The sequence below is a fragment of the Dietzia alimentaria 72 genome, from assembly GCF_000226215.1.
Lineage (GTDB): Bacteria > Actinomycetota > Actinomycetes > Mycobacteriales > Mycobacteriaceae > Dietzia > Dietzia alimentaria.
The window spans coordinates 35,516-54,865 of the sequence record NZ_AGFF01000019.1; the positions used below are offsets into that span (position 1 = coordinate 35,516).

General features: G+C 68.9%; 21 protein-coding genes and 4 tRNA genes. 18 read left to right on the plus strand and 7 right to left on the minus strand.

The annotated features are described in order from the left end of the window. Position 1: 1 nt before the first annotated feature. From ON04_RS08045 to ON04_RS08065, 5 genes are all read right to left on the minus strand, one after another. Entirely contained in the window at positions 2–1,174 is a 1,173-nt protein-coding gene (locus ON04_RS08045; protein ID WP_010541093.1) for an ABC transporter ATP-binding protein, read from the minus strand. Next, positions 1,167–1,958, minus strand: a complete 792-nt coding sequence (locus tag ON04_RS08050) for an ABC transporter permease (protein WP_010541094.1) — start codon at positions 1,956–1,958, stop codon at positions 1,167–1,169. The genes ON04_RS08045 and ON04_RS08050 overlap by 8 nt, the downstream gene beginning before the upstream one ends. 11 nt (positions 1,959–1,969) lie before the next feature. Next, positions 1,970–2,734 (minus strand): molybdate ABC transporter substrate-binding protein, encoded by a 765-nt coding sequence (gene modA / locus ON04_RS08055; RefSeq protein ID WP_010541095.1) that lies wholly within the window; start codon positions 2,732–2,734, stop codon positions 1,970–1,972. Next, positions 2,731–3,129, minus strand: coding sequence for a TOBE domain-containing protein (locus ON04_RS08060; protein ID WP_010541096.1), 399 nt, complete (start codon positions 3,127–3,129; stop codon positions 2,731–2,733). Before ON04_RS08060 ends, modA begins: the two co-directional genes overlap by 4 nt. 85 nt (positions 3,130–3,214) lie before the next feature. Continuing rightward, positions 3,215–3,709, minus strand: a complete 495-nt coding sequence (locus tag ON04_RS08065; RefSeq protein ID WP_010541097.1) for a YajQ family cyclic di-GMP-binding protein — start codon at positions 3,707–3,709, stop codon at positions 3,215–3,217. Positions 3,710–3,821: 112 nt separating this feature from the next. Between ON04_RS08065 and ON04_RS08070 the strand changes: the two genes are divergently transcribed. The 6 genes from ON04_RS08070 (at position 3,822) to ON04_RS08095 (ending at position 9,301) form a co-directional block, all read left to right on the plus strand. Continuing rightward, a tRNA-Tyr gene (locus ON04_RS08070) sits at positions 3,822–3,903 on the plus strand. 62 nt (positions 3,904–3,965) lie between these two features. Next, positions 3,966–5,153 carry a polyprenyl synthetase family protein gene (locus tag ON04_RS08075; RefSeq protein ID WP_238529270.1) on the plus strand — a complete coding sequence of 396 codons (1,188 nt, stop codon included), beginning with the start codon at positions 3,966–3,968 and terminating at the stop codon, positions 5,151–5,153. Beyond that, positions 5,150–6,031, plus strand: coding sequence for a phytoene/squalene synthase family protein (locus tag ON04_RS16835; RefSeq protein ID WP_010541099.1), 882 nt, complete (start codon positions 5,150–5,152; stop codon positions 6,029–6,031). Before ON04_RS08075 ends, ON04_RS16835 begins: the two co-directional genes overlap by 4 nt. Next, positions 6,028–7,695: a phytoene desaturase family protein gene (crtI, locus tag ON04_RS08085; RefSeq protein WP_010541100.1), complete on the plus strand. Its 1,668-nt coding sequence runs from the start codon at positions 6,028–6,030 to the stop codon at positions 7,693–7,695. Before ON04_RS16835 ends, crtI begins: the two co-directional genes overlap by 4 nt. Further along, complete coding sequence (locus ON04_RS08090; RefSeq protein WP_010541101.1) at positions 7,692–8,036, plus strand: lycopene cyclase domain-containing protein; 345 nt, start codon at positions 7,692–7,694, stop codon at positions 8,034–8,036. Before crtI ends, ON04_RS08090 begins: the two co-directional genes overlap by 4 nt. Next, positions 8,033–9,301 (plus strand): prenyltransferase, encoded by a 1,269-nt coding sequence (locus ON04_RS08095; protein WP_010541102.1) that lies wholly within the window; start codon positions 8,033–8,035, stop codon positions 9,299–9,301. Before ON04_RS08090 ends, ON04_RS08095 begins: the two co-directional genes overlap by 4 nt. Positions 9,302–9,303: 2 nt before the next feature. On the opposite strand, the gene ON04_RS08100 is transcribed toward ON04_RS08095, so the two are convergent. Further along, positions 9,304–10,026, minus strand: coding sequence for a glycosyltransferase family 2 protein (locus tag ON04_RS08100; protein WP_010541103.1), 723 nt, complete (start codon positions 10,024–10,026; stop codon positions 9,304–9,306). Between the two features lie 143 nt (positions 10,027–10,169). On the opposite strand from ON04_RS08100, the gene ON04_RS08105 reads away from it, so the two are divergent. The 12 genes from ON04_RS08105 (at position 10,170) to rplA (ending at position 17,969) form a co-directional block, all read left to right on the plus strand. Further along, positions 10,170–10,242, plus strand: a tRNA-Thr gene (locus tag ON04_RS08105). Between the two features lie 42 nt (positions 10,243–10,284). After that, a tRNA-Met gene (locus ON04_RS08110) sits at positions 10,285–10,358 on the plus strand. 180 nt (positions 10,359–10,538) lie between these two features. Next, complete coding sequence (locus ON04_RS08115; RefSeq protein WP_010541104.1) at positions 10,539–11,768, plus strand: aminotransferase class I/II-fold pyridoxal phosphate-dependent enzyme; 1,230 nt, start codon at positions 10,539–10,541, stop codon at positions 11,766–11,768. Beyond that, entirely contained in the window at positions 11,768–12,685 is a 918-nt protein-coding gene (locus tag ON04_RS08120; protein ID WP_010541105.1) for an NAD-dependent epimerase/dehydratase family protein, read from the plus strand. The genes ON04_RS08115 and ON04_RS08120 overlap by 1 nt, the downstream gene beginning before the upstream one ends. Positions 12,686–12,765: 80 nt before the next feature. Continuing rightward, on the plus strand, positions 12,766–13,875 hold the full coding sequence (locus ON04_RS16725) for an acyl-CoA dehydrogenase family protein (RefSeq protein WP_010541106.1): 1,110 nt from the start codon (positions 12,766–12,768) through the stop codon (positions 13,873–13,875). Between the two features lie 211 nt (positions 13,876–14,086). After that, positions 14,087–14,485 (plus strand): (3R)-hydroxyacyl-ACP dehydratase subunit HadA, encoded by a 399-nt coding sequence (gene hadA, locus ON04_RS08130; RefSeq protein WP_010541107.1) that lies wholly within the window; start codon positions 14,087–14,089, stop codon positions 14,483–14,485. Next, complete coding sequence (locus ON04_RS08135; RefSeq protein WP_010541108.1) at positions 14,482–14,931, plus strand: MaoC/PaaZ C-terminal domain-containing protein; 450 nt, start codon at positions 14,482–14,484, stop codon at positions 14,929–14,931. Before hadA ends, ON04_RS08135 begins: the two co-directional genes overlap by 4 nt. 154 nt (positions 14,932–15,085) lie before the next feature. Continuing rightward, positions 15,086–15,158, plus strand: a tRNA-Trp gene (locus ON04_RS08140). Positions 15,159–15,194: 36 nt separating this feature from the next. Further along, positions 15,195–15,533, plus strand: a complete 339-nt coding sequence (secE, locus tag ON04_RS08145) for a preprotein translocase subunit SecE (RefSeq protein ID WP_010541109.1) — start codon at positions 15,195–15,197, stop codon at positions 15,531–15,533. Positions 15,534–15,594: 61 nt separating this feature from the next. Continuing rightward, complete coding sequence (gene nusG, locus ON04_RS08150) at positions 15,595–16,458, plus strand: transcription termination/antitermination protein NusG (protein WP_010541110.1); 864 nt, start codon at positions 15,595–15,597, stop codon at positions 16,456–16,458. Positions 16,459–16,715: 257 nt separating this feature from the next. After that, positions 16,716–17,150, plus strand: a complete 435-nt coding sequence (gene rplK, locus ON04_RS08155; RefSeq protein ID WP_010541111.1) for a 50S ribosomal protein L11 — start codon at positions 16,716–16,718, stop codon at positions 17,148–17,150. 96 nt (positions 17,151–17,246) lie between these two features. Next, positions 17,247–17,969 (plus strand): 50S ribosomal protein L1, encoded by a 723-nt coding sequence (gene rplA, locus ON04_RS08160; protein WP_010541112.1) that lies wholly within the window; start codon positions 17,247–17,249, stop codon positions 17,967–17,969. Positions 17,970–18,177: 208 nt separating this feature from the next. Here rplA and ON04_RS16480 read toward each other — a convergent pair whose 3' ends face one another. Continuing rightward, the gene (locus ON04_RS16480) at positions 18,178–18,735 is read right to left on the minus strand and encodes a hypothetical protein (protein WP_141564701.1); all 558 of its coding nucleotides are present in this window, start codon (positions 18,733–18,735) and stop codon (positions 18,178–18,180) included. Positions 18,736–19,350 lie beyond the last annotated feature (615 nt).

Below are 19,350 nucleotides of genomic sequence, written 5' to 3' on the forward strand. Positions count from 1 at the left end.
ATCAGGCTCGCGGGTAGAGCGAGATCTGGGTGGCCTTGACCACGAGCGTCACGCCGGCCCCCGGGGCGAGAGCCAGTGCAGCCGCGGAGCGACTGGTGATCTCGGCATCAACCCGCTGACCGTCCCGCAGTTCGGTCGTCACCCTCGTCAGTGCGCCTGAGGGCGTCAGCCCCACCACGCGCGCCTGCCACGAGTTCCGTGGACTGGCGGTGGGCGTGCGATCGGCGGGCAGGGTTCCGGGCGTAGCGGGATCGGAGGAGTCGGGTCGCGCGTACACCGCCACCGCCCGCGGATCGATGGTCGCCACCCCCCGCGCTCCGGGCCGCCAGCCGGCGTCCGTGCCTTCCGATCGCAGTCCGATGACGGCGTCGCCCGCGGGTGTGCGCAACTGATCGGGATCAACCACCTCGCCCTCCACCAGGGAGACGCCCGCCAGACGCGCCACGAATTCGGAGCCGGGCCGCGCGAGTACATCCTCGACCGTGCCCGCCTGTATGACGCCGCCGCCGGAGATCACGGCGACGTCGTTGGCCAGTGCCCACAGGTCCAGGGGGTCGTGCGTGACCATGACCACCGTGCGGGAGGCGAGTCGCTCGGCGAGCAGCCGGCGCATGGCGGGAGCGACCTCCACGTCCAGGGCGGCGAGCGGCTCGTCCAGAAGGACCAGTTCGGGATCCACGGCTAACGCGCGGGCCAGGGCGACGCGTTGCGCCTGCCCTCCGGACAGTTGATGAGGGCGGCGGTCGGCGAGGTCGCCGCACCCCACCGCGTCGAGTTCCGTGCGGGCGCGGGCCAGGGAGTCGCTTTTGCCGACACCCCGCGCGCGAGGGCCGTAGGCGACGTTCGCCAGAGCCGTGAGGTGCGGGAACAGCCCGGGACTCTGCTCGAGGGCGACCACGCGGCGACGGTGGGCCGGGAGATGGGTGCGTGCGGAGCTGACCACACCCCCCTCGAGACGGACCTCACCGGAGTCCGGCCGCAGGTGCCCGGCGAGTAGGGAGAGGGCGGTGGATTTGCCGGCACCGTTGGGACCCACGAGCGCCAGACGGCGACCGGTGGGAACGGGCAGGTCGAGGTCGACGCGGCGGTCGACGATGGTGCAGGCCAGTTCAGCTGCGAGGACGGGTTCTTCGGCGGCAGCGGTAGGAAGAACCCTCGTCGGGCGATCAGGCACGGGACACCATCGCTCTCCGCGCCACCAGCGCCGAGACCACCATCAGGACTGTGGCCGCGGCGATCAGCAGCAGGGCCAGGGCGAGGGCGGTGTCAGTGTCAGTTTCGCGGCTCAGATAGATCTCCAACGGCAGGGTGCGGGTGGTGCCCTGGAGCGACCCGGCGAAGGTGAGGGTGGCGCCGAACTCGCCGAGCGCACGAGCGAATGACATGCCCGCCCCGGCCACCAGCGCAGGCAGTACGAGGGGCAGCGTGACCGTGGTCAGCACGCGTGTCGGTGAGGCGCCCAGCGACGCGGCGGTGCGTTCGAGTCGGGCATCCACCGAACGCAGCGCCCCCTCGAGGGCGATCACCAGAAACGGCATGGCCACAAAGGTCTGTGCGATCACCACAGCCGCGGTGGTGAATCCGATCTCGATGCCGAGGACTGACAGGTGCCGGCCCACCACGCCGGTCCGGCCGAGCGTGATGAGCAACGCCAGGCCTGCGACCACCGGTGGCAGGACCATCGGCAGCGCCGTGACGATGCGTGCCAGCGCGGCCATCGGCCCGCGGCTTCGCGAGAGCACCACGGCGAGCGGGGTTCCCAGGACCACACACAGCAGCGTGGAGACCAGGCACGTGCGCAGGCTGAGAAGCGCCGCATCGCGACCGGTTTCGGACGACACAAGCTCGGGCACCTCGGCCCACGGCAGTCGCACCGCCAGGCCCGCCAGCGGCAGGGCCGCCAGCAGTACCGCGAGCGCGGCCACGGCGAAGAGCCAGCGGGGCAGCGGTGATCTCACGCCGGACCCCGTCAAGCCGGACCGAAGCCCGCCCCGGCCAGAACGCGGCGGCCGTCGGGGCCGGTGACTGCGTCGACGAACTGCCGGGCCAATGCGGAGTCGCCGGCGCGGTCGAGAACCGCGATGGGATAGCGGTTGGGCGTCTCCTCGGCTCCGGCGATGGGGATCTGCTCGACCTCGTCCGCGACGGCGCGGGCGTCGGTCGTGTACACGATCCCGGCGTCGGCCTCACCGGAAGTGACCTTGCCGCGGACGTCCGTAACCTTGGACTCCTCGCTCACGGGTCGGAGCTCCACCCCGGCCGACGCCGCCAACGACCGGGTGGCGCTTCCGCAGGGGACGCCGTCCGCACACACGACCAGGCGGCTGCCGTCCAGTGAACTGTCGAGACCCGTGATGCCCGCGGGGTTGCCGGGAGGGGTGATGAGCGTGAGCACATTGGTGGCGAACACCGACGGCTCGCCCGCGACCAGGCCCTCCGAGACCGCGCGGTCCATGTTCCGGATATCGGCGGAGGCGAACACGTCCGCGGGCGCGCCACCTGAGATCTGGTCGACCAGGCCGGAGGACCCGTCGAACGAAAACCTCACGTCGACGCCAGGATGGTCCTGTTCGAAGCCTTCGGCGATCTCGGAGAAGGCGTCGGCGAGCGAGGCCGCGGCGAACACCGTGAGCTGCCGCGTCCCGTTGTCGTCGTCACCCTCCGACGCGCAGCCCGAGAGCGATGCCAGCGCCACGGCGGCTCCCACCAGTGCGATCGAGGCCCGCCGGATCATTCCGGGGTCCCTTCGATCACGACGCTGGTGGCTTTGACCCGCGCGGTGGCGAGCGATCCCGGTTCGAGTCCCAGCTCGCGGACCGCTTCTGTCGAGATCAGCGACACGACCCGGTAGGGGCCGCACTGGAGCTCCACCTGTGACATCACCGCGTCGGAATGGACGGCCGTGACCAGGCCGCGAAAGTTGTTGCGCGCACTGACGGCGTCAGCAGCGGCTGGCTCACGGGAGGAAGCGCGTTCCTGGGACAGACGGGCGAGCTCGGCGCCGTCCACAACTCGGCGCCCGGAGGCGTCCAGCTGTGCGGTGAGCTCACCCCGCTCGATTGACCTGCGGACGGTGTCGTCACTAACCCCGAGAAGCGTTGCCGCCTCACTGATTCGCATCTGCCTCATAAACGAGACTATAAACCCTCAAATGCGGGAATGGGCCTCTGATGGTGAGGACGACAGCGGCGAACCCCCGCGGAACCACCAGGGGCTAGCGGTAATTAGAGAACTGTAGAGCGACCTCGAAGTCGGCGCCCTTGAGCAGCGAGATGCAGGTCTGGAGGTCGTCGCGCTTCTTGGACGACACCCGGATCTCTTCGCCCTGGATCTGCGCCTTGACGCCCTTGGGGCCCTCGTCGCGCAGGAGCTTGGTGATCTTTTTGGCGTTCTCCTTGTCGATGCCCTGCTTGAGGGTGCCGACCAGGCGGAAGCCCTTACCGGATGGCATGGGGTCGCCCACCTCGAGCGCCTTCATGCTCAGCCCGCGACGGACCAGCTTCTCGATGAACACGTCCTTGGCGGCCAGCACGCGGTCCTCGGTGGCGGCCGTGATCTCGACCGCGTCTTCGCCCTTCCACTCGATGCCGGCGTCGGTACCGCGGAAATCGAATCGGGTGCCCAGCTCCTTGGCGGCCTGGTTGAGTGCGTTGTCCACCTCCTGGCGGTCGAACTCCGAAACGATGTCAAACGAGGACTCCGAGGCCATGGATGCTCTCCTGACGTGGCGGGGTGGATGGTCCCGGCCAGGCTACCCGCCCCCGATTTGGCACCGGGGGGCACGCGCGTTGTAGTGTGTCTCTGCACCCTGCGGGGTGCACGCCAGATTGCCCGAGCGGCCAAAGGGAGCGGATTGTAAATCCGTCGGCTTAGCCTTCGTTGGTTCGAATCCATCATCTGGCACGCGAGACCCCCGCCACAAGCGGGGGTCTTCGTGCATTTAGGGGCCGCGCTACTGTGACGGCGTGACTAATCGAGACGTGACGGTGGCCGGAGTCACGCCCCGTCGCGTCCATGTGCGGAATAATGATGCCGTGGGACACATCCGCAGCGAGGTCGGCTACGAACCACCGTCCATGACACTGGATTCGGTTACCGCCGCACACCGGTTGGCGGCCCTCGAGCTGCCCGCGGGGCTGGGACCCGCGGCTGCCGCTCTCATGGATGATCTCGGCCGCTCCACCCGCGCCGGTAAAGGGATGCGGTCAGCGCTCTTCGAGGCCGTATTCGACGCGACCGTCCGGGACGACGTGTCCCACGGCGCCGACGCGGACAGCACGGACGTGGGCGCGACAGACGTGCGCGCGGCGGCGGGCGAAGCCCTCGAGTTGCTGCACGAGGCATTTCTCGTCCACGACGACCTCGCCGACGGTGACGACCACCGCCGTGGCCGTCTCAACCTCCAAGGCCTCACGACCGCACGAGCGGTGGATGCCGGCGCGACGGCGGAGACCGCGTCTCAGCTCGGGATGGTGGGTGCGTTGATGGGTGGCGACCTGTTGCTGGTCACCGCGATGGCCGGATTCGCCCGCCTGCCGGTTCCCGCGCAGGTGTTGCACCGGGTTTTGGACGAGGTGAACGCCGCCGTGGTTGCCTCGATCGCCGGCGAGTACGCGGACGTGCACGGCGCGGCCGCCGACGCGCCCGCCGATCACGATCGCGCCCTGGCTATCGGCGCCGCCAAGACCGCGGCATATTCGGTGACGCTGCCGCTGGTGCTGGGCGCGATCCTCGGCGGCGCGCCGGAGGACGCGATCGCCCAACTGCGGCAGGTCGGCCGTCACCTGGGGACGGCATACCAGGTCATCGACGACGTGCTGGGTGTGTTCGGAGACCCGGCGGTGACCGGAAAGTCCAACACCGGCGACCTCGTCCGGCGCGCGCCGACTGTCCTGATGGCGTACGCCGCCACCACGCAGGCCTGGCCCCGGATCGACGAGGCCCTCAGCGGCTCGGGCCATCCCGGCGCGCGAACCGACCCGGGCGCGGCCCGCGAATTGTTGCGCGCATGTGGTGCCCGCGAGTATGCCCTCGAGGTGGCCGGGGACCTGGTTGCCGCCGCGCGAGCGGTCCTTGATTCCCCGGCCGTGCCGCGCGAACTGCGGGCCGCACTCGAGCCCCACCTGGCCACCGCCCTGGAAAGGACCCGATGACCGTCAAGAGCCCCCACCAAGAGTTCACCGAGGCCGCGCGGAAGTGCAGCGAGGTGATCCTGCGCCGGTACTCGACGTCGTTCGCTCTGGCGTGCCGTCTACTCGCGCCCGATACCCGGCCGCACGTCGCCGCGATCTACGCGTGGGCGCGGGTGGGTGACGAGGTGGTCGACGGGGCGATGAACGACCCCGCCGCGGCCCGGGAACTGATCGCCGAGGCCCGACGCCGAACCCATCGCGCGATCGAGCAGGGGCTGGACCCGGACCCCGTGACGCACGCGTTCGCCGATACCGCCCGCCGCTTCGGGATTGACGCCAGACTGGTGGACCCGTTCTACGATTCGATGGAGGCGGACCTCGACATCACGGAGCACACCGAGGAGTCGCTTCGCCGCTACATTCACGGGTCGGCCGAGGTGATCGGCGAGATGTGTCTGAGGACGTTCGCCGGTGGGGGACTGGGCGACGACGACGAGACGGCCGCGGGAGCGCGCGCACTCGGTTCGGCGTTCCAGAAGGTGAACTTCCTCCGAGATGTCCGGGAAGACTTCATGGACCTCGGTCGCAACTACCTGCCGGGACGTGACCCGCGCGCGCTGACGGAGCGGGATGTGCGTGAGTTGGCCGACGATGTGGATACCGATCTGCGGTTGGCTCGCGTCGCGATCGCGTCGATCCCCGGCCGCGACCGCCTGGCTGTGGCGGCAGCCCATGATCTGTTCGCCGAACTCAACGACCGGCTGCGGGCCGCCGGCGCGGTGCGCGTGAGCGCCGGTCGGGTGCGAGTTCCAGATCCGGTGAAGATAGCGGTGATCGGTCGAGCGGCCGCGGGCAGGGGCCGGACCTCTCAGCACAATGGAAAGGTGGCGACCCGATGAGCGCACGGACAGCTCCGGCAGGGCCGGTCGTGGTGGTGGGCGGAGGCATCGCGGGCCTGGCCACGGCTGCGTTGCTCGCCCGTGAGGGCCGTGACGTGACGCTCGTGGAGGCCTGCGACGAAGTCGGTGGACGTGCGGGTAGTTGGTCGCGTGGCGGGTTCCGCTTCGACACCGGCCCGTCCTGGTATCTCATGCCCGAGGTCTTTGACCACTTCTTCCGCCTCTGTGGCACCTCCGCCGAGGAGCAGCTGGACCTGGCGCGCCTCGATCCCGGCTACCGCGTCTACTTCGAGAACCGCACAGAGCCGGTGGACATCTACTCGGACCGGGCGGCGTCCACCGCGTTGTTCGAGTCTCTCGAGCCGGGTGCCGGAGCCGCCCTCGGCAAGTACCTCGACTCCGCCCGCACCACGTACGACCTCGCGCTGAAGCGATTCCTTTACACCAACTTCACCTCGTACCCGGCCCTGGTCCGCCGTGACGTCCTGGCCCGTGCGGGAGCGCTGGTCGCCCGGCTGGTGCAGCCGCTGCATTCGTTCGTGGCCCGCCGGTTCACCGATCGCCGAATCCAGCAAATCTTGGGCTATCCGGCGGTCTTCCTGGGGTCCTCGCCGTACCTGGCGCCCTCGATCTACCACCTGATGAGCCACCTCGACCTCACCGACGGGGTGCTCTATCCGCGAGGTGGGTTCACCGAGCTCATCGCGGCGGTCCGGCGGGTGGCCGAGCAGCAAGGGGTGCGCATTCACACGGGCACCGAGGCGATCGCGCTGGAGACCGCCGACCCCGCCACCGCCGCCGCACGGGGCGGACAGCGGCGTGGACGGGTCCGGCCCGCGGTGACGGGCGTCCGGGTGCGCGATCGGCACGGTGCCGAGCGGACGATCCCGGCCGGCCTCGTCGTCGGTGCGGCGGACCTGCACCACCTGGAGACCCGCTGGTTGCCGGAGGAACTGCGCACCTACCCGCAGTCCTACTGGGACAAGCGCATGCCGGGGCCGGGCGCCCTGCTGTTATTGCTCGGTGTCCGCGGCGAGCTGCCGCAGCTGGCGCATCACACGCTGCTGTTCACCGACAGGTGGGAGGAGGGCTTCGACGCCATCTTCGGGGACCAGCCGCACATCCCCGACCCCGCCTCGCTCTACGTCTGTCGTCCGAGCGCGACCGACGCCGACCCCGCAGCAGGTGTCGCGCCGGAGGGACACGAGAACCTCTTCGTGCTGGTTCCCATCCCCGCGGATCCCGGCCTGGGCCACGGCGGCGTGGACGGCGACGGCGATCAGGCCATCGAGGCGGCCGCCGATCAGGCCATCGCCCAGATCGCTGGCTGGACGGGCATCGACGACCTCGCAGAGCGGATCGTCGTGCGCCGGACCATCGCGCCCGCCGATCTGGAGGACGAGCTCGGAGCCTGGCGCGGCACCGCCCTCGGCCCGGCCCACACGCTGGCGCAGAGCGCGTTCTTCCGGACCCGCAACGTGAGCAAGCACGTCGACGGACTCTATTACGCGGGTGCGTCCACGATCCCCGGGATCGGCCTGCCCATGTGCCTCATCAGCGCCGAGTTGGTGCTCAAGCACGTCCGCGGCGACACCAGTACCGCGCCGGTGGCCGAGCCGGGCGGGGGCACGGTCTTCGACCGCCACACGGTGGCGGGCGGATGATCGGGCTGGCTTATCTGGCGGTCCAGCTGGTGTCGTTCGTCGGGATCGCGGTAATCGACCACCGCTGGAAGCTCGCCGCCTTCCGTTCGCCGGCCGCCACAGCTCTCACCGTGACTGCCGCTGTGTCGCTCCTGCTCACGTGGGATGTGCTCGGGGTACGCAGCGGTGTGTTCTTCCGCGGGCAGACCGACTTCATGACGGGGCTGCAGATCGCACCGGAGATCCCGGTCGAGGAGCTCGTCTTTCTGACATTCCTGTCGTACCTCGCGCTGGTCTGCGCCACCGGTGTACTCACAATCGTCGAGCACATCGGTGCACGGCAGACACGGGAGCGCCCGTGACCAGCATCTACACGACCATCAATCTCACCATGGCCATCCCCGTGGTGGCGGCGGCGCTGCTCGCGGCGTGGCGCCTGCGCGGGGCCGAGCGGCGTCGCTGGCTGGTCGGTGTCGGCGGGTCCGCGGTGGTGCTCCTGGTCCTCACAGCGATTTTTGACAACCTCATGATCGCCGCCGGACTCGTGGCCTACGACGACTCCCTCACCAGCGGCATTTTTGTGGGACTGGCCCCGCTCGAGGACTTCTCGTACGCCATCGCCACGGCGGTGTTCGTGCCCTCTGTGTGGTCGGTGCTCACCGCGGGGCCGCGCTCGGGCGACCGGGGTGCGGGGGCCGAGGACTCAGCAGTGGAGGTCGACGACGACGAGGCCAGCACCCCCGGGCGGCCCGCGTCGCCGGGACTTCTGACGGTCCTGTTCTGGTCGTCCCGCCCCGTGTCGTGGGTCAATACCGCGGCCCCGTTCGGTTTGGCCTACTTCCTGGCCACCGGCGGGTTCGACCTGGTGGGCGTCGTCGGGACGATCTTTTTCCTGGTGCCGTACAACCTCGCGATGTACGGGATCAACGACGTCTTTGACTACGAGTCGGACCTGCGCAATCCCCGCAAGGGCGGGGTCGAGGGCTCGGTTCTCGACCGTTCGCGGCACCGGGCGACCCTCATCGCGTCAGCGGTGTCGACGGTGCCGTTCCTCGTGTTCCTGGTGGCTGTCGGCACGATCGAGTCGTCGCTGTGGCTGGCGGTCAGCGCCTTCGCGGTGATCGCCTACAGCGCCAAGGGTCTGCGGTTCAAGGAGATCCCCTTCCTGGATTCGGTGACCTCGGCGTTCCACTTCGCCTCCCCGGCGATCGTGGGCTGGACGATCGCCGGCGCCGACCTCACCGGCGGGGTATGGGTGTGCCTGATCGCGTTCCTGCTGTGGGGTGCGGCGTCGCAGTCGTTCGGGGCCGTGCAGGATGTGCGCTTCGATCGCGAGGCGGGACTGAAGTCGGTCGCCACCGTGCTGGGCGCGCGGGCCACGGTGTGGTTCGCCCTGGCCTGCTACGCCGCGGCGGTGCTGGTGCTGCTCATCGCCGGTCCGTGGCCCGCGTCGGGTGCGGCGTTCGCGATCCTGCCCTACCTGGCCACGGTGGCCGCCTACGGACGGGTCGACGACGCGACCGCGGAGAAGACCCACGAGGGCTGGGAGCGATTCTTGGTGCTCAACATGCTGGCCGGGTTCTGCGTGACCCAGCTCATCCTCTGGTCGGTGCTGGTGTGGGCCTGACCTCAGCGCCCGACCCGCCCGCGCCACCTCTGTGACGGCGGGCTGGTGCGCCAGTTGCGGAAGATCGTCCGGAACGCGCGGGAGAAGCGTCGGCGCATGGCCGCGGGATCGTCGAACGGGCGGGCCGAGATGCCCACGGTGAGCGACTTATCCACGACCAGCCGGTCCGCGGCTCCGAACTGGAACGACAAATCGATGTCGTCGTGCAGTTCGGGGTCGGTTCGGTCGACACCTTCCCGAACCCGCTCCCACGCGCTGCGGCGCAGGGCCAGGTTCGAACCAAAAAGCGGGGGGTGGGCCATCGCGGCGCCGACGGAGAGGAAGTACGCGTCCATGTACAGCGCCCGGGCCACCACTGCCCGCCATCCGGACAGGCCGATGAATTGGCCCGGCCCGGTGAGCGCGACGAGTTCCGGGTCGCGGGCGAACGCCGCCTCGATTCGCTCCAGCCAGTCGGCACTCGGCCGGGAGTCGGCGTCGAGTCGGGCGATCACATCGCCTGTGGCCGCGTCGTATCCCGTAGCCGCGGCGGAGGGGATACCGCGGACGGGTTCGGTCACCACCCGGGCACCTGCCTCGAGTGCCACAGCGGGACTGGTGTCGGTGCAGCCGTTGTCCACCACCACGACCTCGTCGGGCGGGCGCGTCTGCAACCGGAGCGCGTCGAGGCAGCCCGCGAGCTCGAGGGCATCGTCGAGGACGGGTACCACCACGGAGATGCGCATGCGATCATCCTGCCAGCGGTGGACCCCGCGACCCGACCGAGACCTGCGCTGAGCGCGCGATTTGTGCCCGGATCGAGCCTGTGTGTAATCTGCTAGAGGCTTACGCGCCGAGCGACCGGAGTACCGGACGCGGAGCGCCGCCGGCCCCCTTAGCTCAGTCGGCAGAGCGTTTCCATGGTAAGGAAAAGGTCGTCGGTTCGATTCCGACAGGGGGCTCGCACTGTGCGGGGCGGTTCGATCGTCCGACTGGCAGCGCATGCCGGTGTAGCTCAGCTGGTTAGAGCGCACGACTCATAATCGTGAGGTCGGGGGATCGAGTCCCCCCACCGGTACGACGAATCCACGAAAGCCGCCCGTTCCGCACGGGCGGCTTTCGTCATTTTCTGCGCCAGCTCGTGGCGCACACAGCTGCAGAAAAAAGCCCGCAGCTAAAGAAAAAGTTGTCCCGGCTCCACCCATCCGAACCCTGATCCGTCGCGAAGTCCGAGAACCCGACGGACAAGGATTCGCCCGTGAACCACTCCATCATCGATCGTCTTTACCACGACGACCGCGTCCAGCTTTTCGAGGCCGTCGCGGCTGCCGGCCAGAGCCCCTACTTCGCCGCATCGCAGTCCGGCAGCGGCGCCATGACCACCTACGACGGCTCCGAGCGGATCATGCTCGGATCCAACAACTACCTCGGCCTGGCCCAGCACCCGGAGGTCATCGAGGCGTCCGTCCGGGCCCTGCGCGACTACGGGACCGCGAGCACGGGCAGCCGCCTGCTCAATGGCACCATGGACCTGCACGAGGAGTTCGAGGACGAGATCTCCCGCTGGTTCGGCACGGAGCAGAGCCTGAGCTTCTCGACCGGCTACCAGACCAATCTCGGGACCCTGGGCACTCTGCTGGGCCCCGACGACGCCGTGGTGGTGGACCAGTTCGCGCACGCGTCGATCCGGGACGGGATCCGCATGTCCCGCGCGAGCGCCCACGTGTTCTCCCACAACGACCTCGGTTCGCTCGAGAAAGCGTTGACGGCTGCGCGCGGATCGGGCGCGGGCCAGGTCCTCGTCGTGGTGGATTCGCTGTACTCGATGGAGGGCAGCCTCGCCCCGATCCCGCAGGTCGCCGCGCTGGCCCGCGAGTGTGGAGCGGCCCTGATGGTCGACGAGGCCCACGCCCTCGGCCTGTACGGGCAGGGGCGACGGGGCTGGGTCGAGGAGTGCGGCAGCTCCGGGGATGTGGACGTGACCATGGCGTCGTTGTCCAAGGCCACCGCCTCGATCGGGGGCTTCATCACCGGAAGTCGCGAGCTGATCACGGGACTGCGGGTCAGCGCGCGACCGATGCTGTTCTCCACGGCGGCGGTGCCCTCTTCCGTGGCCGGTGCGCTGGCCGCGGTCCGCATCATCCGCGGAGAAGAGGGGGCGCGGCGAGTCGACGCGCTCCGACACAATGCCATCACCCTCCGCACGGAGCTGACACGACTCGGCCACGACTGCGGCTCGGGTCACAGCGACGGCGCCTGGTCCCCGATCGTGCCGGTGCACGTCGGCAACGACATACTGGCGGTCGAGGCCTGGAACCGACTGATGGAACGTGGCGTCTACACCGGAACCGCTGTCAGTCCCGCCGTCCCCGCAGCGGGCGCGATCCTTCGGGTCTGCGTGACCTCCGACCACACCGATGAGCATCTCGCGCACGCAGCCCACGCGATCGACGCGGTGCTCGGGGAACTCGTCGGGGCCCCAGCCTGATGCGGGTCGTACTCACCGGGGCGTCCGGGGACTTTGGTACCGCGCTCCTGCGCCGGCTTATCACCGAGAGCTGGGTAGACTCGATCGTCGCGGTGTCCCGCTCCCCGCTTCGGGTGTCCGACCCGCGGATAGAGTCCGTGGCGCTCGACCTGGCCTCGGATCCCGTGGAGCCGGTCATGGCCGGTGCCGACGTGGTGATCCACTGCGCGTTCGTGGTGGAGGAGCCCCGGGACAAGGCCGCCGCCCGCCGGGTCAACGTGGACGGCTCGGCGCGGGTCCTGCGCGCGGCCGACGCCGCCGGGGTCGGGGTCTGCGTGATGACCTCCAGCGTCAACGCCTACGGCCCCCGCGGCGGACCGCAGATCCTGGACGAATCCGCCCCGATCGGCGCCGGCCCGGAGCACTACTACCTGCACCACAAGGCGCTGGTGGAGGAGGACATCCGTCGCTGGCGTGCGCAGTCCGACGGTCGGATGGCCGTGACCGTCCTACGTCCGACCTACATCGTGGGCCCCGACATGAATAACTCCGGCCTGGAGTCCATGCGCGCCCGGATTGTCGCCTACCCGACGCCGACGCGCTCGTACTACCAGTTCCTCCATCAGGACGATCTGGCCGACGCGTACGTCCGCGTGATCCGCGAACGGGCGGACGGCGAGTTCAATCTCGGCGCCGAGGACGCGGTCACGGTGGCCGAACTGTGTCGGTGGAATCGCGCGCTGTGCCTGCCGCTGCCGCTAGGGCTGGCCGGACGCCTGGCAGATCTCGGGTTCCGGCTCCGCCTGCTGCGCTACTCCTCCCACTGGGTGACGCCCGGTGAGCCCGTCACCACGTCGCGGCGACTGCGTGACGCCACCGGCTGGCGCCCGAGCCGTACCAGCGCGCAGGCAGCTCGCCTCATGCTCAACGGCCGCTGACCCCCACTGACGATCACCGTCGCCGCTGGTGTGACCGCCTTAACGCAGTCGCGGTTCGCGCCACAGCTGAAAGGAAACCCATGATCCTGAACACCGAGAACGACGTCCTGGACCGCTACGCCCCAGGCTTGCGTGAGCGACTGTCCGCCACGGGTCTGCTCGCGAACGAGGGCCCGGACTCCACGGCGATCGCTGAGTGGGCCGCCACGGATGCCACCGGGCTGATCGTTCCCGAAGCACTAGGTGGTCGCGGCGCGACAGCTGTAGAGGCGGTTCGATTCCAGACCGCCGTCGGCGCGCTGGCTCCGTCCCTCGCGGCGGCCACCACCATGCATCACCTGTCGTGCGCCACACTGTTCGAAGCCGCGGAGGACGCCTCGCAGGACGAGCGGGATCTCATCCGGTCGCTGGTCGAGCAGCGCACGGTCATGGCGTCCGGATTCTCGGAGGGCAAGCCCGGCGGCTCGGTCTTCCGCCCCACCATGACAGCGTGCCGCGACGGCGACGACTACCTGCTCTCCGGTCGCAAGATGCCCTGCAGTCTGGCCCGGTCGATGTCGCTGCTCGTCGCCAGTGCTCTGGTCGACGATTCCGAGCGGGCCGTGGTCCTGGTGTTCAACGGCAGCGACGGACTGTCCCGTGAGGACTTTTGGAAGGCGCCGGTCCTGGCGGCCGCAGAAAGTGACGCACTCGTGCTGGACGACGTGCGGGTGGAAGCCGACATGGTTTTCCTGACCTCGGAGAACGATCCCGACGACGTCCACGAGATGACCGGTTACATCTGGTTCGGGCTGCTCATCAGCTCCGGGTACCTCGGCGTGGCCGCTCGACTGGTCGAGGCGCTGGCCGCCAGGGACACCGTGGATCCCAAACTCTTCGCGAGCGTGCTCGCCGAGGTGGAGACCATGCGGACCTCCCTGCTCGCGGTGGCCGCCGCGTTCGACTCGGGGGAGCGCGGCGGCGACCTGTCCGCTCGCCTGGCGCTGGTCCGGTGGTCGATGCGTGAGGCGCTGGTCCGCGTGCAATCCGGGGTCCGCGAGGGCGTCGGCGGGTTCGCGTACATGCAGGACCCTGAGCTGGCGTACGCCTTCGAGGCCATCCAGGTGTTCGGCTACCACCCGCCTTCGCGGCGCGACACCGCCGAGAAGCTCCTCGGCTGGGCGCGGGACGAGGATTTCCGCTACGTCTGATCCGCCCACGCCCGTCCCGCCCCCGGCATCTGCACCCGCGCCTGTCCTCGCGCGGACATCTGCGGCCGCGCCTGTCCGCCGGCGACACATCCGCGGCTGGGGATGCACTCGCGCCGCCGCCGCGGTGCGCGCGCGAGTGCATCCCGGGTCGCGGATGTGGTGAGGTCGCAATCGCTGGACCGGGCCCCGCGCTCGGGTAGCGTCTGCGGGCGTGAGCACAGATAACGCTGATGACCTCGTCGTCGTCGTCGGGGATCCCGTCACGGTCACCGACGCGGTGGTGGCACGGTTCGCCGAGGCCGTGGGCGCGCCCGCCGATCAGATCCCGGTGACCCTGGCTGCGGCCCTGACGGCACCGGTCCAACGTTCGGTCATGGAGCACCCAGAGCTGCGCATCGACCTCGCGCGCACCCTCCACACCGCCCAGGCCAGCGAGCACCACCGGCCCCTGCGCGTGGGCGACGTCCTCACCGCCACCGCCACCGTCACCCGCGTCCGGTCCACGCGCGGCGGCCGCACCATCGCCTTCGAGACAGTACTGCGCGATGCGTCCGGCGACACTGTGCAGTCCCTGACCAGTGCGCTGCTCACCGCGGAGGTGGAGGAATGACGACAACAACAGGGCCGACGCCCGCCCCCGGAGACACGCTGCCGTCCCGCCGGTTGCTCATCACGCGCGAGGACCTTGGCCGCTATGCCGAGGCGTCCGGCGATCACAACCCCATTCACCTCAGCGACGACGCCGCGCAGGCGCTCGGTCTGCCCGGTGTGGTGGCGCACGGAATGCTCACCTCGGCGCTGGCGATCGGCGTCGTGGCCGAGTGGGCCGGGGGAGCGGACACGGTGGTGGGCACCGACATCCGGTTCGCGGGACCCGTGGTGGTCCCCGCCGACGCACCCGCGCGACTCGAGGTGAGCGGCACGGTCAAGAAGGTGTCCGGGGACGGCTCGCGCGCGGATGTAGCGCTGACGGTGTTCTGCGACGGGGCCAAGGTGTTCGGCAAGGCGATCATCACCGTGGTGCTGGCGTCTGATCGGCCGGGCGACCATGCGTGATTTCGACCGACCGGTGGCGCTGTCGTACACTGGGACGCCCGACCGGACGAGGTCGCGGCCCGCGCTGCCACCGGCAGTCGTCGACACTGTAGAGTCGAGGCGTTCGTGCGGTCCGCGGTTGTGAGACGGTACGGGTGGCCGGGTGACCGGCCGAAGGGGCGTAGCTCAATTGGCAGAGCAGCGGTCTCCAAAACCGCAGGTTGCAGGTTCAAGTCCTGTCGCCCCTGCACTTTCCGCAATCCAGACGACCCGGAGGTAACCGCGTGAGCCAGGATCGCGACGACGACGTCGACACCAGCGGCGCCCGCGATTCCGACGCCGCCGCAGTACCCACCGGTAAGGCGGGTCGAAGCGACACCGCCATCGCAGGACGCGTGCGGACGGACGCGGACAAGCCGGAGGACACGCGGACAGCCCGCGCCAATCCGTTCGAGTACCTCAAGCAGGTCGTTGAGGAGTTGCGCAAGGTCATCTGGCCCACGCGCAACCAGATGATCACGTACACCATCGTGGTGTTCCTGTTCCTCATCTTCATGACAGCGCTGGTCTCCGGCGTCGACTTCGGAGCGGGCAAGCTCGTCGAGGTCGTCTTCGACCGTTGACCCGCCGTTGTAGGTCCGGGGCGATATCCGGACCGACGAACATTCGAGAGGACCGCATTTCGTGAGCGACATCGACCAGAGCCCCGAGGCCGAGGGCGTCGAGCAGGCCCCCGCGGCTGCCGAGCAGGCCGAGACCGAGGCCGACGCGGTGCTCGGTGACACGGCGGCGGATCCCACCGACGCGCCGGTCCCCCCCACCGAGGCAGAAGTTGCCGACGCCGTCGCCTCCGTCCAGGACACCTCCGAAGAGGTCACCGACGAGGCCGATGCCTCCGTCGAGGCGGACACCGAGGACGCCGCACCGGCAATCAATCCGATCATCGCGTTCAAGCGCCAGCTGCGCAAACTGCCCGGCGACTGGTTTGTCATCCACTCGTACGCCGGTTACGAGAACAAGGTGAAAGCCAACCTCGAGACCCGCGCCGTGACCCTCGGTGCCGAGGACAAGATCTTTCAGGTCGAGGTCCCGATCGAGGAGTACACCGAGGTCAAGAACGGCCAGAAGAAGGTCGCCAACCGCAAGGTCCTGCCCGGTTACGTGCTGGTCCGCATGGAGCTCGACGACGAGTCGTGGGGCGTTGTGCGCAACACCCCCGGCGTCACCGGGTTCGTCAGCGCGACCGGCGGCGCCGCAGGTGCCCCCACCCCGCTCTCGCTGAGTGACGTGGCCAAGTTCCTCGCCCCCAAGCCCGAGAAGAAGGCCCCCGGGTCCAGCGACGGCGAGGGTGGTCTGGTCCCGCCTGCAGTCGAGGTCGAGTTCAAGGTCGGCGAGTCCGTCACCGTGATGGACGGACCGTTCGCCACCCTGCCTGCCAGCATCTCCGAGGTTGATCCGGCCGCGCAGAAGCTCAAGGTGCTCGTTTCCATCTTCGGCCGCGAGACCCCTGTCGAACTGGGTTTCACGCAGGTCGAGAAGATCGACTGACGCCCACTCGTCTCTCGCGAACCCGCCCTGCGCTTCCCGCGCGGGGCGGGTTCGTCGTTTCCCGGGGAAGCCCGACCAGTCGTCAGAGACCCCATCGGATTGGGTCTGGGCCGACATTGGACGTAGACTCTCTCAGGTTGCGCCTGTATCTCCACTTGCCTGCCTGATGGCCGCGCGGTGGGGGACGACGCACACGACAGTCGGTCCCCTGCGTGTACAGCGCGGCGCCGAGATCCAGTCGAAGAATCAGGAAGACGATGCCTCCGAAGAAGAAGAAGGTCTCAGGGCTCATCAAGCTCCAGATCAATGCCGGTGCCGCCAATCCGGCTCCGCCGGTCGGTCCGGCTCTGGGTGCCCATGGTGTCAACATCATGGAGTTCTGCAAGGCCTACAACGCAGCCACCGAGAACCAGCGCGGAAACGTCGTGCCGGTCGAGATCACGGTCTACGAGGACCGGTCTTTCGACTTCAAGCTCAAGACGCCGCCGGCCGCCAAGCTCCTCCTCAAGGCCGCCGGCCTGCAGAAGGGCTCCGGCACCCCGCACTCCGCCAAGGTCGGCAAGGTCTCCATGGACCAAGTCCGTGAGATCGCGCAGACCAAGATGGAGGACCTCAACGCCACCGACGTTGAGTCCGCCGCCAAGATCGTGGCCGGCACCGCCCGCTCCATGGGCATCACCGTCGACGGCTGACGTTCGCCACCTCGACAAGCAACTGTGGGAGGGCAGCTCATGCCCGAACCACACCCGAACCGCCGCCCACTATGACGCGGCAGGAATGGAATTGACATGAGCAAGAACAGCAAGGCCTTCAAGGCCGCAGCTGACAAGGTCGATCGCACCAAGCTGTACTCGCCTCTGGACGCCCTGGCCCTAGCCAAGGAGACGTCCTCGACGAAGATGGATGCCACCGTCGAGGTCGCCATGCGACTTGGCGTCGACTCCCGCAAGGCGGACCAGATGGTCCGTGGCACCGTGAACCTTCCGAACGGTACCGGTAAGACCGCGCGCGTCGTCGTCTTCGCCGCGGGCGAGAAGGCCACCGAGGCCGAGGCCGCCGGCGCCGACGCCGTGGGCTCAGAGGAGCTCATCGAGAAGATCCAGGGCGGCTGGCTCGACTTCGACGCCGCGATCGCCACCCCGGACCAGATGGCCAAGGTCGGCCGCGTCGCTCGTGTCCTCGGACCGCGTGGCCTGATGCCCAACCCCAAGACGGGCACCGTCACCATGGACGTGACCAAGGCCGTGGCCGACATCAAGGGCGGCAAGGTTACCTTCCGTACGGACAAGGCCAACAACCTCCACTTCATCGTGGGCAAGGCGTCGTTCACCACTGAGCAGCTCACGGAGAACTACCAGGCCGCGATGGACGAGATCATGCGTCTGAAGCCGTCCTCATCCAAGGGCCGCTACCTGCAGAAGATCACGATCTCCACCACGACCGGCCCCGGTATCCCGGTCGACAACTCGGCGATCTCCAAGCTCCTCGAGGGTGGCGCCGACTCCGAGTGAGTCGAACCCGCTGCGGCGGTGGCCCCGCGTCCGGAATTCCGGATGCGGGGCCTTCCCGTATTTCAGGCCCCGTGCCCCGCCCGGCCCGGCACGCCCGGCACGCCCGCCCGGCACGCCCGCCCCTCTCTTCGCAGCCGCGCCGCCGAGAGTCAACCGGCCCCGATATATCGCGTCACGATAAATCGGGGCGGCGCGGCTGTCTCTCGGGTCACCGCATGCCCGCTCGGGTGAGCCCGTCCCGCAGGAGCGCGCGCAGGCGGGCGGGTGCGTGCAGGTCCGCCCAGACCCAGCGCACCACAACGATGCCGAGGGCCCTGAGGTCATCTTCGCGCCTCTTCTCACGCCATGCGACCTGGCCGGGATCCTCGCCTTTGAGCAGGCGACCGGTGTACTTTGAGTAGCCGTCGAACTCGCCGACCAATCGGCCTTGCCAGTCAAAATCTGTGCGGGCCACGAATTTGCCGCTAGTGTCACGAAACTCGTGCTGCAGTCGGGGTGCCGGAATCTCCGCCCAGTTCGAGATCAGGCAACGAGAGATCGATTCGCCGGGACTGCCACTCAGGCCGTCGGCGAAGCCAGCCACGGCGCGGGCCATTCCGACGCCCGCCCTCCCGCGGTGGCGCTCGACCTCGTCGGCCAGCTCGGTCAGGGTCGTGAGGCCGGTGCGCAGTGCGGCGTCTGCAGCGCACACGCCCGCGGTAAAGCCACAGGTGCGGGAGATGTCCACGACGGTGCGCGGGACGGTCGTCGCACGTATCCCGTGCACTACGACTGACGCAGGTGGATGTGGTGAGGTGTGTTGGATCAGGCCCGGAGTGCTCTTTCCACCGTCAGGCCTGGATCGGGTGAGATGCACCTGGCTAGACTTCGCGTCGCCGACTAGCGGGAGTCCGTGTAGAAGAGCCGCTGAGGCGTGGCTGGCGATGGTGGTCTCGGGCCGCTGCTCCAACGAGACGCCAATCCGTCTAATCATCGTGGCCGTTTGCGGCTCTTCTGCCGCGGGGGTTCGGCAGTACCACCCGTGTCGGAGTTTGATCAGCTGCCCCGACTCGACCCCTTTCGCGAGGATGCGCGATGAGATCCCGATTCGAAGTGCCGCAAAGGAGGAGAAGGGTTCGCCGATGCCGTAGGGGAGCGGATGCATGCCACGAACCATGGCAGTGGAACTGCCGCCGAAGTTCCCGAATCTGTGGTTGCAGCCCACACTCTGTGGAAGGCGACGAGCTTGTGGATATTCAGTTCGCCGAGGTAGCCGCCCCGAGATGGACAGCCGCACCTTCCGGAATCAGCCGACCCCGATATATCGCGTCCCGACGACTCTGAGCGGCGCGGCTGCCGGGGGCGAGCGGCGCGGCTGCCGGGGGCGAGCGGCGCGGCTGCC

What these genes read in the sequence shown, in the direction of transcription:
- modA (WP_010541095.1), bottom strand. Translation starts at nt 2,734, where the DNA reads ATGATCCGGCGGGCCTCGATCGCACTGGTGGGAGCCGCCGTGGCGCTG.
- ON04_RS08060 (WP_010541096.1), bottom strand. Translation starts at nt 3,129, where the DNA reads ATGAGGCAGATGCGAATCAGTGAGGCGGCAACGCTTCTCGGGGTTAGT.
- ON04_RS08065 (WP_010541097.1), bottom strand. Translation starts at nt 3,709, where the DNA reads ATGGCCTCGGAGTCCTCGTTTGACATCGTTTCGGAGTTCGACCGCCAG.
- ON04_RS16835 (WP_010541099.1), top strand. Translation starts at nt 5,150, where the DNA reads ATGACCGTCAAGAGCCCCCACCAAGAGTTCACCGAGGCCGCGCGGAAG.
- crtI (WP_010541100.1), top strand. Translation starts at nt 6,028, where the DNA reads ATGAGCGCACGGACAGCTCCGGCAGGGCCGGTCGTGGTGGTGGGCGGA.
- ON04_RS08090 (WP_010541101.1), top strand. Translation starts at nt 7,692, where the DNA reads ATGATCGGGCTGGCTTATCTGGCGGTCCAGCTGGTGTCGTTCGTCGGG.
- ON04_RS08100 (WP_010541103.1), bottom strand. Translation starts at nt 10,026, where the DNA reads ATGCGCATCTCCGTGGTGGTACCCGTCCTCGACGATGCCCTCGAGCTC.
- ON04_RS08120 (WP_010541105.1), top strand. Translation starts at nt 11,768, where the DNA reads ATGCGGGTCGTACTCACCGGGGCGTCCGGGGACTTTGGTACCGCGCTC.
- ON04_RS16725 (WP_010541106.1), top strand. Translation starts at nt 12,766, where the DNA reads ATGATCCTGAACACCGAGAACGACGTCCTGGACCGCTACGCCCCAGGC.
- ON04_RS08135 (WP_010541108.1), top strand. Translation starts at nt 14,482, where the DNA reads ATGACGACAACAACAGGGCCGACGCCCGCCCCCGGAGACACGCTGCCG.
- rplK (WP_010541111.1), top strand. Translation starts at nt 16,716, where the DNA reads ATGCCTCCGAAGAAGAAGAAGGTCTCAGGGCTCATCAAGCTCCAGATC.
- rplA (WP_010541112.1), top strand. Translation starts at nt 17,247, where the DNA reads ATGAGCAAGAACAGCAAGGCCTTCAAGGCCGCAGCTGACAAGGTCGAT.